The organism is Arboricoccus pini (genome assembly GCF_900187945.1).
Classification (GTDB): Bacteria; Pseudomonadota; Alphaproteobacteria; order Geminicoccales; family Geminicoccaceae; genus Arboricoccus; species Arboricoccus pini.
The window spans coordinates 69,844-83,369 of the sequence record NZ_FYEH01000002.1 but is presented as its reverse complement, the minus strand read 5'-3'; the positions used below and the strand labels follow the sequence as shown (position 1 = coordinate 83,369).

Annotated in this window: 11 protein-coding genes; 4 read left to right on the top strand and 7 right to left on the bottom strand. The window is 60.0% G+C overall.

The genetic code is table 11. From position 1 onward, the window contains the following. Positions 1 to 3: 3 nt before the first annotated feature. From cobU to pdxH, 4 genes are all read right to left on the bottom strand, one after another. Positions 4 to 531, bottom strand: coding sequence for a bifunctional adenosylcobinamide kinase/adenosylcobinamide-phosphate guanylyltransferase (cobU, locus tag CFB17_RS03175; protein ID WP_088559961.1), 528 nt, complete (start codon positions 529 to 531; stop codon positions 4 to 6). Beyond that, on the bottom strand, positions 528 to 1,262 hold the full coding sequence (locus tag CFB17_RS03170; protein WP_088559960.1) for a HugZ family pyridoxamine 5'-phosphate oxidase: 735 nt from the start codon (positions 1,260 to 1,262) through the stop codon (positions 528 to 530). Before CFB17_RS03170 ends, cobU begins: the two co-directional genes overlap by 4 nt. A gap of 41 nt (positions 1,263 to 1,303) precedes the next feature. Beyond that, entirely contained in the window at positions 1,304 to 2,038 is a 735-nt protein-coding gene (locus CFB17_RS03165; protein ID WP_207761918.1) for an SDR family NAD(P)-dependent oxidoreductase, read from the bottom strand. 67 nt (positions 2,039 to 2,105) lie between these two features. Further along, complete coding sequence (pdxH, locus tag CFB17_RS03160) at positions 2,106 to 2,723, bottom strand: pyridoxamine 5'-phosphate oxidase (protein WP_088559958.1); 618 nt, start codon at positions 2,721 to 2,723, stop codon at positions 2,106 to 2,108. Between the two features lie 171 nt (positions 2,724 to 2,894). Here pdxH and pdxY point away from each other — a divergent pair, with 171 nt between their 5' ends. After that, positions 2,895 to 3,746 carry a pyridoxal kinase PdxY gene (gene pdxY / locus CFB17_RS03155; protein WP_088560223.1) on the top strand — a complete coding sequence of 284 codons (852 nt, stop codon included), beginning with the start codon at positions 2,895 to 2,897 and terminating at the stop codon, positions 3,744 to 3,746. A gap of 1 nt (position 3,747) precedes the next feature. On the opposite strand, the gene rnd is transcribed toward pdxY, so the two are convergent. After that, on the bottom strand, positions 3,748 to 4,893 hold the full coding sequence (gene rnd, locus CFB17_RS03150) for a ribonuclease D (RefSeq protein WP_088559957.1): 1,146 nt from the start codon (positions 4,891 to 4,893) through the stop codon (positions 3,748 to 3,750). Between the two features lie 158 nt (positions 4,894 to 5,051). On the opposite strand from rnd, the gene aspS reads away from it, so the two are divergent. Next, positions 5,052 to 6,890, top strand: coding sequence for an aspartate--tRNA ligase (aspS, locus tag CFB17_RS03145; RefSeq protein ID WP_088559956.1), 1,839 nt, complete (start codon positions 5,052 to 5,054; stop codon positions 6,888 to 6,890). Between the two features lie 28 nt (positions 6,891 to 6,918). Here aspS and CFB17_RS03140 read toward each other — a convergent pair whose 3' ends face one another. Further along, positions 6,919 to 7,380 carry a hypothetical protein gene (locus CFB17_RS03140; protein WP_133063827.1) on the bottom strand — a complete coding sequence of 154 codons (462 nt, stop codon included), beginning with the start codon at positions 7,378 to 7,380 and terminating at the stop codon, positions 6,919 to 6,921. Between the two features lie 174 nt (positions 7,381 to 7,554). Continuing rightward, entirely contained in the window at positions 7,555 to 9,663 is a 2,109-nt protein-coding gene (locus tag CFB17_RS03135) for an ATP-dependent DNA helicase RecG (RefSeq protein ID WP_088559954.1), read from the bottom strand. A gap of 18 nt (positions 9,664 to 9,681) precedes the next feature. Between CFB17_RS03135 and CFB17_RS03130 the strand changes: the two genes are divergently transcribed. After that, positions 9,682 to 9,969, top strand: a complete 288-nt coding sequence (locus CFB17_RS03130) for a succinate dehydrogenase assembly factor 2 (protein ID WP_088559953.1) — start codon at positions 9,682 to 9,684, stop codon at positions 9,967 to 9,969. Then, entirely contained in the window at positions 9,966 to 13,526 is a 3,561-nt protein-coding gene (gene mfd, locus CFB17_RS03125; protein WP_088559952.1) for a transcription-repair coupling factor, read from the top strand. Before CFB17_RS03130 ends, mfd begins: the two co-directional genes overlap by 4 nt.

Below are 13,526 nucleotides of genomic sequence, written 5' to 3'. Positions count from 1 at the left end.
ACTCTAGCTTTCCGGGCTGCGCTTCAGCCAGAGCGACAGGCCAGCGACCATCAAAACGACCTCGTCTGCCACTTCTGCCAGCCGCTGATGAAGCCGGCCCGCATGATCGGCGAACGACCTGCCCAGGGGGGTGGTAGCAACACCGCCGAGGCCGACCTCGTTGGATACGAAGAGGAGTTTTCCAGGCTGCGCGACCACAACGTCGAGCAGCTTTTCGACCGCGATGTCGATGTCGCGATCTGCCATCATCAGATTGGTCAGCCAGAGTGTCAGGCAGTCGACCAACAAAAATCGATCGGCGCGCGCTACGCTGGAAATAACGCTATCCAGGGCCGTGGGCTCCTCGAGTGTTTGCCATCCCTTGCCTTGGCGATTGGCCTTGTGGTGGGCAATGCGCTCTCGCATCTGCTCATCCCAGGCCTCGGCGGTCGCGATGTAGATCGGTTGCAGCCCGCTGGCCAGAACCTGTTCCTCGGCAAAGCGGCTCTTTCCCGAACGGGCGCCGCCGAGCACCAAGCCAAGACGGGTCATGGCGCCTGCAGGTCCCGCGCTCTTGCCTCGTTGACCAGCGCGATCAGCTCTCGGCGTGCTTCGTCGGCGTTAGCGACCGGACTGGAAAACGGCAGGCGTATCACCTGATCCTCGCGTCGGAGATCGGACCCGTCGGCGTCGATCCCCGTCATCACCCAACCCGCATCTCCGCGAGCAGCCAGACAGCGCGCAATTAGATCGAGGGCGTCTCGATGATCGGCATTCATATGGTCGACGATATCGGACTCGGCCTCATCGAGCGTGGCAGCAACCGAGTTATCCAAGATAAAATCCGTAGCCGCGTGCCATTCGATCTTGCCGAAACCCGCGATTGTGTGAGCCCTGTCCGGCTCGAGTCGATAGAACGCGAAATCCTTGAAGCCCGCATAGATGCCGGCATCTGGATGTCGCGCCAGATAACGACGGGCGGCAGCCGGGTCGTCGATCGGTTGGAGGACTCCCTGCAGAGTGACCCGTTGCCCGCTCAAGGGTGTTGGCATGCTTTTCGTGTCGTCGATCAGGAGGGACGCGCGATCGTCCGACTTGAGATTACGCGTATGCTCGGCCAGTGTGGAGAGTAGCAGGAGCGGGCGACAGCTGTGATCATAAGCGATTAAAACGAGCGAAACGTAGGGCGAGCCGTCCAGCAAGGTCCCTAGTGCCGCACGATCCTGCTGGCGCAAGATCCGTCTGATTGGACGGCCGCGTTCGAGATTGTCGACGCCTCCCATAATTCTCCTGAATTTGTTGGTCAGCTCACCCTGCCGACAGCCTAGAAGAGATCCTGGCCGCCATTTACCGGGATCTCGGCACCGGTGATGTAGGATGCGGCATCGCTGCAGAGGAAATAGATGATCGCACTTACCTCTTCGGGCGAGCCCAGTCGCTTGAGGGGAATACGCTCGACCAATTTGTCGGTACCGGGCGAGAGAATGGCAGTGTTGATTTCGCCTGGGCAGACCGCGTTGCAGCGAATGCCCAGATGCGCCACGTCGGCGGCGAGTTCTCTTGTCAGCGCCGTCAGCGCCGCCTTGGAAGTACTATAGGCACTGCCGGCAAACGGGTGAACGCGCGTGCCGGCGATCGAGGTGATGTTGACGATCGCACCTTGCGTCTTGTGAAGCATAGGCACGCAGGCTCGAGCGAAAAAGACTGGCGCCATAAGATTGATGGCGTGCGTTTTTTGCCAGACCGCCAGATCGCCATCCAGGCAGCCCAACCTGCTCCCATCGGGGGCTTTTGGGGAATAGCCGGCATTATTGACGAGGGCATGCAACTCCCCGTCTCCCAAAATCGCGTAGAGTTGTTCGATCGCACCTTCAAGGCGATCGATATTTGCAAGGTCTATCGTGATATGGGCATGACGTTCGTCTCGAGGGCACTGAGGCGGCACCGGGTCTCGTGAGCAGGTGATCGCCCGCCACCCCTGGCGGACGAAATAAGCCGCGGTTGCATGGCCAATGCCTCGGCTAGCGCCCGTGATGAAGACAGTTTTCCGTTCGTTCATGCCACTCTCCATCGCCAGTCACGCGCAAGCTTAGCATAGCTGCTTCCGTTATAGTGCAAAACCTGATTCAGGGAGCTAGACGTTCGACTCGCCACGTCTCGCCGTCGAGCTTGTAGCGCAGCCGGTCGTGCAGCCGGGAGCTGCGTCCCTGCCAGAATTCTATGGAACGGGGCACAACACGATAGCCCCCCCAATGGGCGGGCCGGGGTACCTCTTCGGGATAACGCTCGCGGGCGGCGGCCTCGGTGGCCTCCAATTCGCCTCTGGTCTTGATGATCCGGCTTTGGGGCGAGACGAGGGCACCGATGCGGCTGGCGTAGGGACGGGACGCGAAATAGGCATCGGCCGCCTCGGGCTCGCTTCGCGCGACCCAGCCTTCAATGCGTACCTGACGCTGGAGTTTGTCCCACCAGAAAAGCAGCGAGGCGCGCCTGCTTTGATCGAGCTCGATGGCCTTGCGGCTTTCATAATTGGTATAGAACACGAAGCCCTGGTGGTCGAAAGCCTTCAAAAGTACCATGCGGGTGGAAGGATTGCCGTCCGCATCGACGGTGCCCAAGGCCATGGCGTTGGGTTCCATCAGACCCGCAGCCAACGCCTCGTCGAACCAGTTTTGAAATTGGACGAGAGGGTCAGGATCAACCATCGTCTCGTCCAGTGACGACTTGTCATAATTGATCCGCATCGACGATGGATTACTCACGAAATTTCTCCAGGGTGACGAGGCCGACCATGAGCGCGGGATGCGTGAGCCTCAGGCCCTAGCCTTCGACGACAAAAGCTCATACCCACAAAATTCTGGGCGCAGCGGCTGGCCGGTGCCTTTCGATCTACGGCTCAAGTGGAGATATGGCACGTGGAAGGCATACTTTCGATCCAGTCCTCGGTGGCTTATGGCCATGCTGGAAACAGCGCCGCGGTCTTCCCGCTGCAGCGGCTGGGCTTTGAAGTGTGGCCGGTGATGACCGTCCTCTTCAGCAATCATACGGGCTATGGAAGCTGGGGCGGACGATCGGTCGATATTGAATGGGTGCGCGAAGTCATTCAAGGAATTGAGGAGCGCGGCGCTTTCGCCACCTGCCGGGCGGTGCTGTCGGGTTATCTGGGAGCACCTGAGAGCGGTCAGGTCGTACTCGATGCGGTGGAGCGTGTGCGGCGCGCCAGTATCGATTCGATCTACACTTGTGATCCCGTAATGGGCGACCAGGGTCGTGGCTTCTTCGTTCGCGCCGGTATCCCCGAGTTCTTCCGCGATCGGGCCGTTCCGGCGGCGCACATCGTGACCCCCAATCAGTTCGAGCTGGCCTATCTGGCCGGCCGCTCGATCAGTAATCTAGCGGAAGCCGTCGAGGCAGCCTCACTCATCCGAAAGTCCGGCCCTGAGATCGTTGTTGTCACCAGCCTGGAGCTCCCCGGCGAGCGCGACACGCTGGGCATCCTTGCCCATACCGCCGAAGCTTCCTGGCTGGTGCAGACGCCGCGGCTGCCCCTCGACATGCACGGCACCGGCGATGCTTTCACCGCCCTATACCTGGCCTCGTATCTCAAACAGCGGGACGCCCGGTCATCCCTGGAGCATGCGAGCTCGGCCATGTACGGCCTCGTAGCCGCCACCCATCGGGCAGACTCGCACGAGTTGTTGCTCATCGAAGCGCAGGATCAGTTGGTAAGCCCTGGACGGATCTTCGCAGCGACCCAGGTCGTCTGAATTACCTGGGCAACTCGACGATAGACGGTCGGCCGTCTCTGACGGCAAGGGCAATTGTGCCGTGCTTTAGGGCCAGAGCGGCTTCGCCGAAGATCCCGCGACGCCAGCCGCAGAGCGCTGGTACATCGGCCTGATCGTCTATGGCTATTGCCTCCAGATCGCCCGCGGAAGCAACAAGCCGCTGGGCGACATCGGCCTCCTCGCAACGCAGTTTGAGCAGCACTCGCAGCAGCTCGACGAGCGGCCCGAGGCCGCGGGGAGGATCGGCAGGCTGTTCGATCGTGGGCAATGCCGAGCCTGGAGCTGCCAAGACGTCCTGGACGATACCGAAGACCTGATGCGTGCTCTCCCGATCGAGCGTGATTCGATCGAGGGATTTCAGATCTTCGATCGTCCTGGGCCGAGAGGCCGCGAGCTCGAGGAGAAGGTCGTCGCGAAGGATGCGATTACGCGGTAGATCGCGCGTGCGGGCCGCCTGTTCACGCCAGGTAGCTAAGCGCTGCACCATTAAGAGAAATCGCGGGTCACGCGTTCTCACTTTGATGCGGCGCCAAGCTTCCTCTGGATTCTGTTCGAACAGGGACGGTTTATAAAGTTGGTCGATTTCCGCCTGCACCCATTCGCTGCGTCCCGCAGCGCTGATCTGACGGGCCAGGCGTTCATAGATGACGCGTAGATGGGTGACGTCGCCGAGGGCGTAATTTATTTGTGCTTCGCTCAACGGTCGCCGTGACCAGTCGGTGAGGCGTGAACTCTTATCGAGTCGCCCCTTGGCTACCTTGCTGACCAAGGTTTCGTATGCCACTTCGTCACCAAAGCCGCAGACCTGTGCCGCGATCTGTGTATCGTAGAGGGGTGTCGGCAGACGTCCGGAAATTCGCCAGAAGATCTCGAGATCCTGCCTTGCGGCGTGAAAAACTTTGAGGATCGCTGGATCGTCCATGAGCTCGATGATCGGCTCGAGATCGAGGCCGGGTGCTAAAGGGTCGATCGCCATCGCCTCCTTGCTGCCACCGATCTGGATAAGACAGAGCTTGGACCAGAACGTGCGATCCCGCATGAACTCGGTGTCGATGGTGATGAACCGCTCACCCTTGAGACGTTCGCAGAATGCGATGAGGGAATTGTTGTCGGCGATCAGCGTCATGTAAACTCGATATCGGCAAGGGGCAAAATGGCAGCCTTCAAGTCGTAAGGTCGCTTGACATGGCTTTGACCTTCGTGACTTCCTCCGCGCCGTTCTGGCACGGCTCTTTTGCAAAAAGGGAAGTCCGGACCATTTGAGGAACAGGATTGCTTAACGCCATGCATGTCTATCGAACGCATCGATGCGGCCAGCTTCGCGTGACCGATGTCGGTCACACCGCACGTCTCAGCGGCTGGGTGCATCGCAAGCGCGACCATGGGCAACTTCTGTTCATCGATCTTCGTGATCATACGGGCCTTACCCAGATCGTCGTCAATCCTGATCGCCCGTTCTTCGGTGATGCCGAATCGCTGCGTCTTGAGAGTGTCATCACGATCGAGGGACAGGTCATCGCCCGCGACGCTGACGCGATCAATCCCAACCTGCCCACAGGGGCTATCGAGGTCGTCGCCGACCAGTTCACGGTTCAGTCGACAGCCGACGTGCTGCCCATGCAGGTGAATGCCGACCGGGATTTTCCCGAGGAAACGCGTCTACGCTATCGCTTCTTGGATCTGCGGCGCGAGCAGATGCAGCGCAATATTCGGCTACGATCGGCCATCATTTCGAGCGTTCGCCGTCGCATGGAAGAGCAGGGTTTCACGGAATTTCAGACGCCTATCCTGACGGCAAGTTCGCCGGAAGGGGCCCGTGACTTCCTGGTGCCCTCGCGCCTGCATCCCGGGACGTTCTACGCGCTGCCGCAGGCGCCGCAGCAATATAAACAGCTCTACATGATCTCCGGATTCGACCGGTACTTTCAGATTGCGCCTTGCTTTCGCGACGAGGACGCCCGGGCTGACCGTTCGCCCGGCGAATTTTACCAGCTCGATATCGAGATGGCGTTCGCGACCCAGGAGGACGTGTTTGCCGCGGTCGAACCGGTGATCCACGGACTGTTCGAAGAGTTCAAGCCCGAAGGATGGACTGTTTCCCCAGCACCCTTCAAGAGAATCAAGTTCGCGGAGGCGATGCGGCTTTATGGGTCGGACAAGCCGGATCTTCGCAATCCGATCGTCATGTGCAATGTCTCCGAGCATTTTCGCGGATCGGGCTTCAAGGTCTTTGCCTCGATCCTGGAAAAAGATGCAAAGGCTGAAGTCTGGGCCATTCCAGCCAAGGGCGGCGGAAGTCGCACCTTTTGCGATCGAATGAATGCCTGGGCCCAGGGCGAAGGTCAGCCGGGACTTGGATATATCTTCTTTCGCGAAGGCGAGGGGGCGGGTCCGATCGCCAAAAATATCGGCGAACAACGAACCGCTGAAATTCGCGACAAACTCGGGCTTGGCGATGGCGACGCCGTCTTCTTCGTTGCTGGTCAACCCGGCAAGATGGCGAAATTCGCGGGTTCGGCCCGAATGAAAGTCGGCCAGGACCTTAATCTGCTGACGCAGAATGTCTTCGAGTTCTGCTGGATTGTCGATTTTCCGATGTTTGAGTGGGACGAGGACCTCAAGCAGGTCGTTTTCTCGCACAATCCCTTTTCCATGCCGCAAGGCGGCCTTCAGGCCCTGGAGGGCAGCGATCCTCTCGATATCCTTGCCTATCAGTACGACATTGTCTGTAACGGCATCGAACTCTCCTCCGGCGCTATTCGTAACCATCGGCCTGACATCATGGCCAAGGCATTTGCCATCGCCGGATACGGACAGGATGAGCTGGAGACAAGATTCGGTGGTATGCTGCGCGCTTTGCGGTTCGGTGCTCCACCACATGGTGGCATCGCACCGGGAATCGATCGGATCGTTATGCTGCTCGCGGACACGCCAAACCTCCGGGAAGTCACGGCCTTTCCGCTCAGTCAGCGTGCGGAGGAACTTCTTCTCGGCGCGCCGAGCCCGGCAAGCGAAAAGCAGCTAAAGGACGTCGGTATCCAATTGACAATCGCTGCCCGAGAACGACTGGCCGGCCTTGAAAAGGCGGGACTTGCGACCGACAAGGCAGGCGGCGAGGAATAAGCCGTCCTGCGTGGACCCGCGAGTAATGCTAAGCTGGAATGCTGGGCTTCATAATCGGACTGGCAGATTCGCGCGGTCTGTCAGGCTCAAGACAGCTGGACGCAAGTTGCAGCAACCGGGCCACGAGATCTGCGCGGCCATGGTCGTGATCTCGGCGTTCGGATTGCAGTTCCTGGATGGCCAGTTTAATCACACTCGCGAGGCTGGCGCGTTCTCCCGCCTGACCGGTGCGAACCTGGATGACGATCGCTAGGAGCTCACGATCGACCTCGGCAATCAGTTGCTCCAGCTTATCGAGGCGGGCCTTTTCTCCTGCCTCGGTGCCCGTTGACACTGTTGCCAATTCCGCCCGCGTCAGACCGGCGGCAAGGAGCGGTGCTATGGTCCATTCCGGCAGGGAATATTTGGTTTCCCAATGATCACGGCATAGCCGATCACGCTCGCGAAGAAGTTCGCGCATCGTGTAGTCAGGTGGTGCAGTATGAATCATGAAGCACATCGCACAGTATGTTACGATACGAATGGCCACACCGGCCACATATCAAAGAACTATCGCCGTAGATTTCTCGCTCTGGTTGGCACTTGTCAAATTGAATGTAGAGATATCCATCTAAGGAAATTAAGAATAAAATTTATCTAAAAAACTCTTACGCTCTTAATGTTTCTATACCTTGATGATGTTGGCTGATGCGGCCCAGGCATTCAGAGCTCGATGCAGCAATACCAAAAGATCGAGGGGACGACGTGCGGAGTTTTCTCGTCGACCTTTTGCTGCTGAGGCAGCCACCACCGAGCTTAGAGCAAGCAGATCCGCATCCTTTTTCAGATCCGCCATTCGAAATTCAGGCAGCCCACTTTGCCTCAAACCCAGGATGTCACCTGGGCCTCTTAGGTTCATGTCTTTCTCGGCAATCGCAAAGCCGTCTTCTGTTTGTCTGAGCGCCTGTAGTCTTTGCCGCGCGGAAAAGCTAAGGGGCGCGTTATAGAGCAGCAGACAAAAAGATGGCCTCACGCCCCGACCAACTCTTCCACGCAACTGATGCAATTGCGCCATACCGAATCGCTCAGCGCTCTCGATTACGATGATCGTGGCTTCACTCACATCGACGCCGACTTCGACGACCGTGGTCGCAACGAGAAGCTGAATGTCGCCTGCGGCGAAGGCCCGCAACTGCGCTTCGCGTTCCGAAGCCTCCTGCCGTCCGTGCGCGATGCCGACGCGTTCGCCAAACAACAGGGCCAAAGTGGCAAAACGCTGGATCGCGGCGTCCTGGCTGGCCGAGACCTCATCCGTTTCGATCAAGGGACAAATCCAGTAGATCCGCTCGCCATTGGCGAGGGCACGACCACAGGATGCCATAACTTCATCCTGCCGGTCCGCAGCAATAAGGCGCGTTTTGACCGGCAAGCGGCCGGGCGGCTTTTGTCGAAGCGACGAAACCGTCATGTCCCCGTATAGTCCTAGAAGCAAGGTGCGGGGAATGGGCGTGGCGCTCATCGCGAGAAGATGCGCGGCGCGTCCCGCTCTGGCCTTCAAGATCAATCGCTGTCGCTGCTCGACCCCGAAACGATGTTGTTCGTCAATTACGACCAGCGCCAGATTTTTGAAGATCAACTTGTCCTGGAACAGGGCATGCGTACCGACGGCTAGCTTGACGTTGCCGCTGGCCAGCGCCTGGGTAAATTGGCGTCGTGCTCCCAGTGTCTCGCTTCCTGTCGCCAGCACGACCTCGACGCCCAGTGGCTCGAACCATTGAGATAATGTCCGATGATGCTGCCGTGCCAGGAGTTCGGTCGGCGCCATCAAGGCGGCCTGTGCGCCGCAGGCCGCCGCGGTGAGCATCGCACAGGCGGCCACGAGCGTCTTGCCGCTGCCGACGTCACCCTGGAGAAGCCGACCCATGGGCCGCTCTTTAGCCAAGTCCGCCTCGATCTCCTGGATGGCGCGAAGCTGGTCGTTCGTGGGCACGAAAGGAAGGCGAGACAAAAAAGCCCGTTGTAAGCCTTGCTCATCGCACAACGACATGGCGGGAAGCTGCTCGATGGTGCGCCGGCTCGATTCAAGCTCGAGTTGAAAGGCGAGGATCTCGTCGAAGGCCAGGCGCCGTCTGGCGGCCTCGGCCGTGTTCGTCGCGTGCAGCGTCAAGATGGCCTCGCGCCAGCCTGGCCAGCCATGCTTCGCGAGCAGGCCGGCATCCAGCCATTCCGGAAGTTCGGGCGTTCTGTTGACCGCTTGCCGGATCAAGGCATTGAATCTGCTCCGGGGGATCCCCTCAACCGTTCCATAGGAGACGAGTGATCCAGGTCCGGCCTCAGTTTCAGATGCCAGTGTCGGGTGCGCCACGCGATATCGATCCCGATAGATCCCTATCCGGCCGATGATCCGACAGCGCGTGTCGAGAGGGTAGCGCTCGGCGAGCCACTTAGGCCGTGCCCTGAAGAAGATCAGATCGAGCTCCGTCTCCCCCACTTTGGCGACGACGACGTAAGGCATCCTCGATGTCCTGGCCGGACGGTGCGCCAGGATCTCGACCTCCAGGCAGACAAGCCTTCCAGTCGCAAGCGCAAGATCGTCGCCGGAGGTCGTGTCGATCTTGCCGTTAGGTGCTAGAAGGACCAAGTCGATGCAGCGCACGGCGTCGCGGCGGAGCCGCCTCGCTAGGGCGGCTGCCGTTTTCGGTCCCACGCCATCGAGGGAGGTGACCGGTGCGAGAAGGGGATCGAGACGATCTTGCCACTCGCGTTCGTCATCGATCGTCGGGCTTTGTTTCACGAGTAGTCGGGTAGCATCATGTCATTGGATGCTCTAGCCATCCGCAAGAAGCGCCTTGTGCATCATAGCCGCTATCGCGGCTTCCTCGAGAGCGACGTCATTCTCGGACGGTTCGCGGAGGAGCATCTGGCCAGTTTAAACGAGGAACAGGTCGGTCGCTACGAGACGCTGCTGGCCGAGAGCGATCACGACATCTTTGCCTGGATCGTTGGCAGCAGGCCTGTTCCAGCCCGTCACGACAATGACGTGCTGGCCTTGATCAAAAGCACGCAGATAGCTTTAGCACGGAGCCACCGCGCCCGATGACTCCGTCTGGATCGATCCAAGACGGCGACGTCGTCGAATCCGTCGCCGAATCTTTCGCAGCCGAATTGGCCGCCGAGTCTTTGCCGACGCGAACACTACTTAGTGCGTCACGGGACGGCCTCGAGGCTCGCTTCGTTGTACAACGCCTGACGTCAGGGGATGCCTCGACCATTCTCTTCATCGCCAGGGATCAGCCACGACTGATTCAGTTAGAGAAGCTCGCCCACTTCTTCGCGCCGCAAGTTCAAGTGTTGAACCTGCCGGCTTGGGACTGCGTGCCCTACGATCGGATCTCACCCAATGGCGAGGTCATGGCAGCGCGTCTACGCACGCTCGCGGCCTTGCTCCATCCGGCTGACCAGGCGCCGAAATTGATCCTGACCACGGCAAATGCGGTCCTGCAGAGATTGCCGCCGGCCGAGGCCGTTGCGGCAGGACACTTCACCGCGCGCACTGGCACGCGCGTCGATCGCGAGGACCTGATCCGCCATCTCGAGCGCAATGGCTATCGGCGCGCGGGGACCGTCGTTGAGACTGGCGAATATGCCGTCCGTGGCGGTTTGCTCGATGTCTTTCCCACAGGTGCCAAGGCGCCCGTACGGTTGGACTTCTTTGGTTCGACGATCGAAAGCATTCGCCGCTTCGATCCATTGACCCAACGCTCGGCCGGCAAGGAACAGCAGCTCGAGCTGGGCGCGGTCAGCGAGGTGGTTCTGGATGATGCTGCAATCGAACGCTTTAGAACGCGCTATCTGCAGACTTTCGGCGCCGTCGGCAGCAGCGACCCACTCCTCGAATCTGTACAAAGTGGTCGCCCATTTCCGGGCATGGAACACTGGCTGCCGCTCTTTCACGACTCTTTGGCTACGCTCTTTGATTATCTGCCGGCCGACTGCGAGCTGGCCTTTGATCATCTAGCCAGAGAGGGCGTCCTCGCCCGAGCTACCTTGATTGGCGAACACTACGAGGCCCGCCGGACGCCTGAGCCCACAGGCAGCACCTTTGGCACCGTTCCCTACCGCGCCCTTCCGCCTGACGCCCTTTATATCGATGAGCAGAGCTTCGAGCGGGCGGCCAGGGAGCGGCGGAGCTTTCAATTCTCGATCTTCAACGCGCCGCCCGCCATACCCAAGGGGTACGACGAAGTCATCGATCTGCATGGCCGTCCCGCCAGGGATTTCGCGACCGAGCGGGCGACGCGCGATACCAACTTGTTCGATGCAATCGTTCGGCATCTGCGCGAGCTTCTCGGGCGCAAGGCAAAGCCGCTGATCGCCGTTGCCAGCAATGGCGCAGCCGAGCGATTGCAACAGGTTCTCGAGGACCATGGTGCTGAAGGGTTGAGCCGGGCCGAGACCTTTGCCGAGGCGAGGCGGCTACCGGGCGTGGTCATCGTCGTGCTGCCCCTCGACCACGGCGTGATCGCTGATGACGGGTTGCACATCCTGAGCGAGCAGGATCTACTAGGCGACCGTATCGCCCGAGCAGCGCGCAAGAGCAGGCGAGCCGACAAATTCATCGCCGATTTGACGCAGTTGGCCGAGGGCGATCTCGTCGTGCATGCCGAGCATGGTATCGGGCGCTTCGATGGCCTGGTGACGCTCGAAATCGGGGGAGCTCCCCACGATGTGCTCAAACTGATCTACGCCGGTAACGACAAGCTCTTTGTGCCCGTCGAGAATCTCGAGATATTATCGCGCTATGGTAGTGGCGAAGAGGGCGGTGCGCTCGACAAGCTGGGCGGCGTCGGTTGGCAACAGCGCAAGGCCAAGGCCAAGGAGCGGATCCGCGAACTCGCGGGCGAATTGATCAAAGTTGCCGCCGAGCGGGCGATGCGCAAGGGTCAGCCTATCGACCTCGCGCACGGCATTTATGACGAGTTCGCGGCGCGCTTTCCCTTCGAGGAAACCGAGGACCAACTGCGTGCCATCGAATCGGTCCTGGGCGACATGGCATCGGGTCATCCGATGGATCGTCTGGTCTGCGGCGATGTCGGCTTCGGCAAGACCGAGGTCGCCATTCGCGCAGCCTTCGTCGTCGCCATGTCCGGCCGACAGGTCGCGATGTTGGCGCCGACCACGCTTCTGGCACGCCAACACTTCAATGTGTTCTCACAGCGTTTCGCCGGCATGCCGATCCGCGTAGCGCAGCTTTCGCGCTTCGTTACCGCCAAGGAGATGGACAAGACGAAAAAGGCCATGATCGCCGGTGAGGTCGACATCGTCGTCGGCACGCACGCGCTCTTGAGCAAGGGGGTAGCGTTCAAGGATCTGGGCCTCGTGATCATCGACGAGGAGCAGCATTTCGGCGTGGCGGCCAAGGAGAAGCTGAAGCAGCTCCGCGCCGAGGTCCATGTATTAACGATGACCGCCACACCCATCCCACGCACGCTGCACATGGCGTTGGGCGGCATGAAGGACCTTTCCATCATCGCTACGCCACCGGTCGATCGTCTGGCCGTGCGCTCCTTCGTCACGCCGACCGATCCAGTGGTGCTCCGCGACGCCATCCTGCGTGAGTATCATCGCGGCGGTCAGTGTTTCTATGTCTGTCCCCGCGTGGCGGATCAGACGAAACTGCGACAGGATCTCGAAGCCCTCGTGCCCGAAATCAAGATAGCCGTTGCAAATGGTCAGATGGCGCCCGCCGTCCTCGAGGCGGTGATGAACGATTTCTACGACGGCAAGGTAGACCTCCTGCTCGCGACAAATATCGTCGAGAGCGGCCTCGATATTCCGCGCGCTAACACGCTGATCGTTCATCGCGCGGATCTCTTCGGTCTCTCCCAGCTCTATCAGCTACGCGGTCGGGTCGGCCGATCGAAGGTCCGGGGCTATGCCTATTTCACCGTGCCGAGCGAACGAACGCTCGCCGATACAGCGGAAAAGCGTTTACAGATCATCCAGTCTCTAGATGGGCTGGGAGCCGGCTTCCATCTGGCGTCGCACGATCTCGACATCCGAGGAGCTGGTAATCTTCTTGGCGACGAACAATCTGGTCAGATCAAGGAGGTCGGCTTCGAGCTCTATAACCAGATGCTGGAGGAGGCTGTCACCGAGCTCAGGCGGGCTGCCAAGGACGCCGAGCAATCCGCCAGCTCGGCGACGGACTGGACGCCACAGATCACGGTCGATGCCGCAGCGTTGATGCCTGAGAGTTATATTGGCGATCTCGACCTTAGGCTCAGCATGTATCGTCGCCTGGCCTCGCTGCAGGAGGCGGACGAACTCGATGCCTTTGCGGCTGAGCTGGTGGACCGTTTTGGCAAGATGCCGATCGAGACGCGACAACTGATTGAAATTGTCGGAATCAAACAGCTCTGCCGTCGTGCCAACGTGGCTAAGCTCGATGCCGGGCCGAAGGGAATCGTCGCGACATTTCACGAAAACCGCTTTCCTCGGCCCGACAGGCTGGTCGGCTGGATCGCCAACAGCAAGGGGCAGATGCGGGTCCGACCGGATCATCGGCTTGTCATGATGCGTGAGACACAGTCGCCGCCCGAGCGATTGAAGGCGGCACGCTTCCTCGCAAGCGAGCTCGCCAAGCTGGCCACCTAG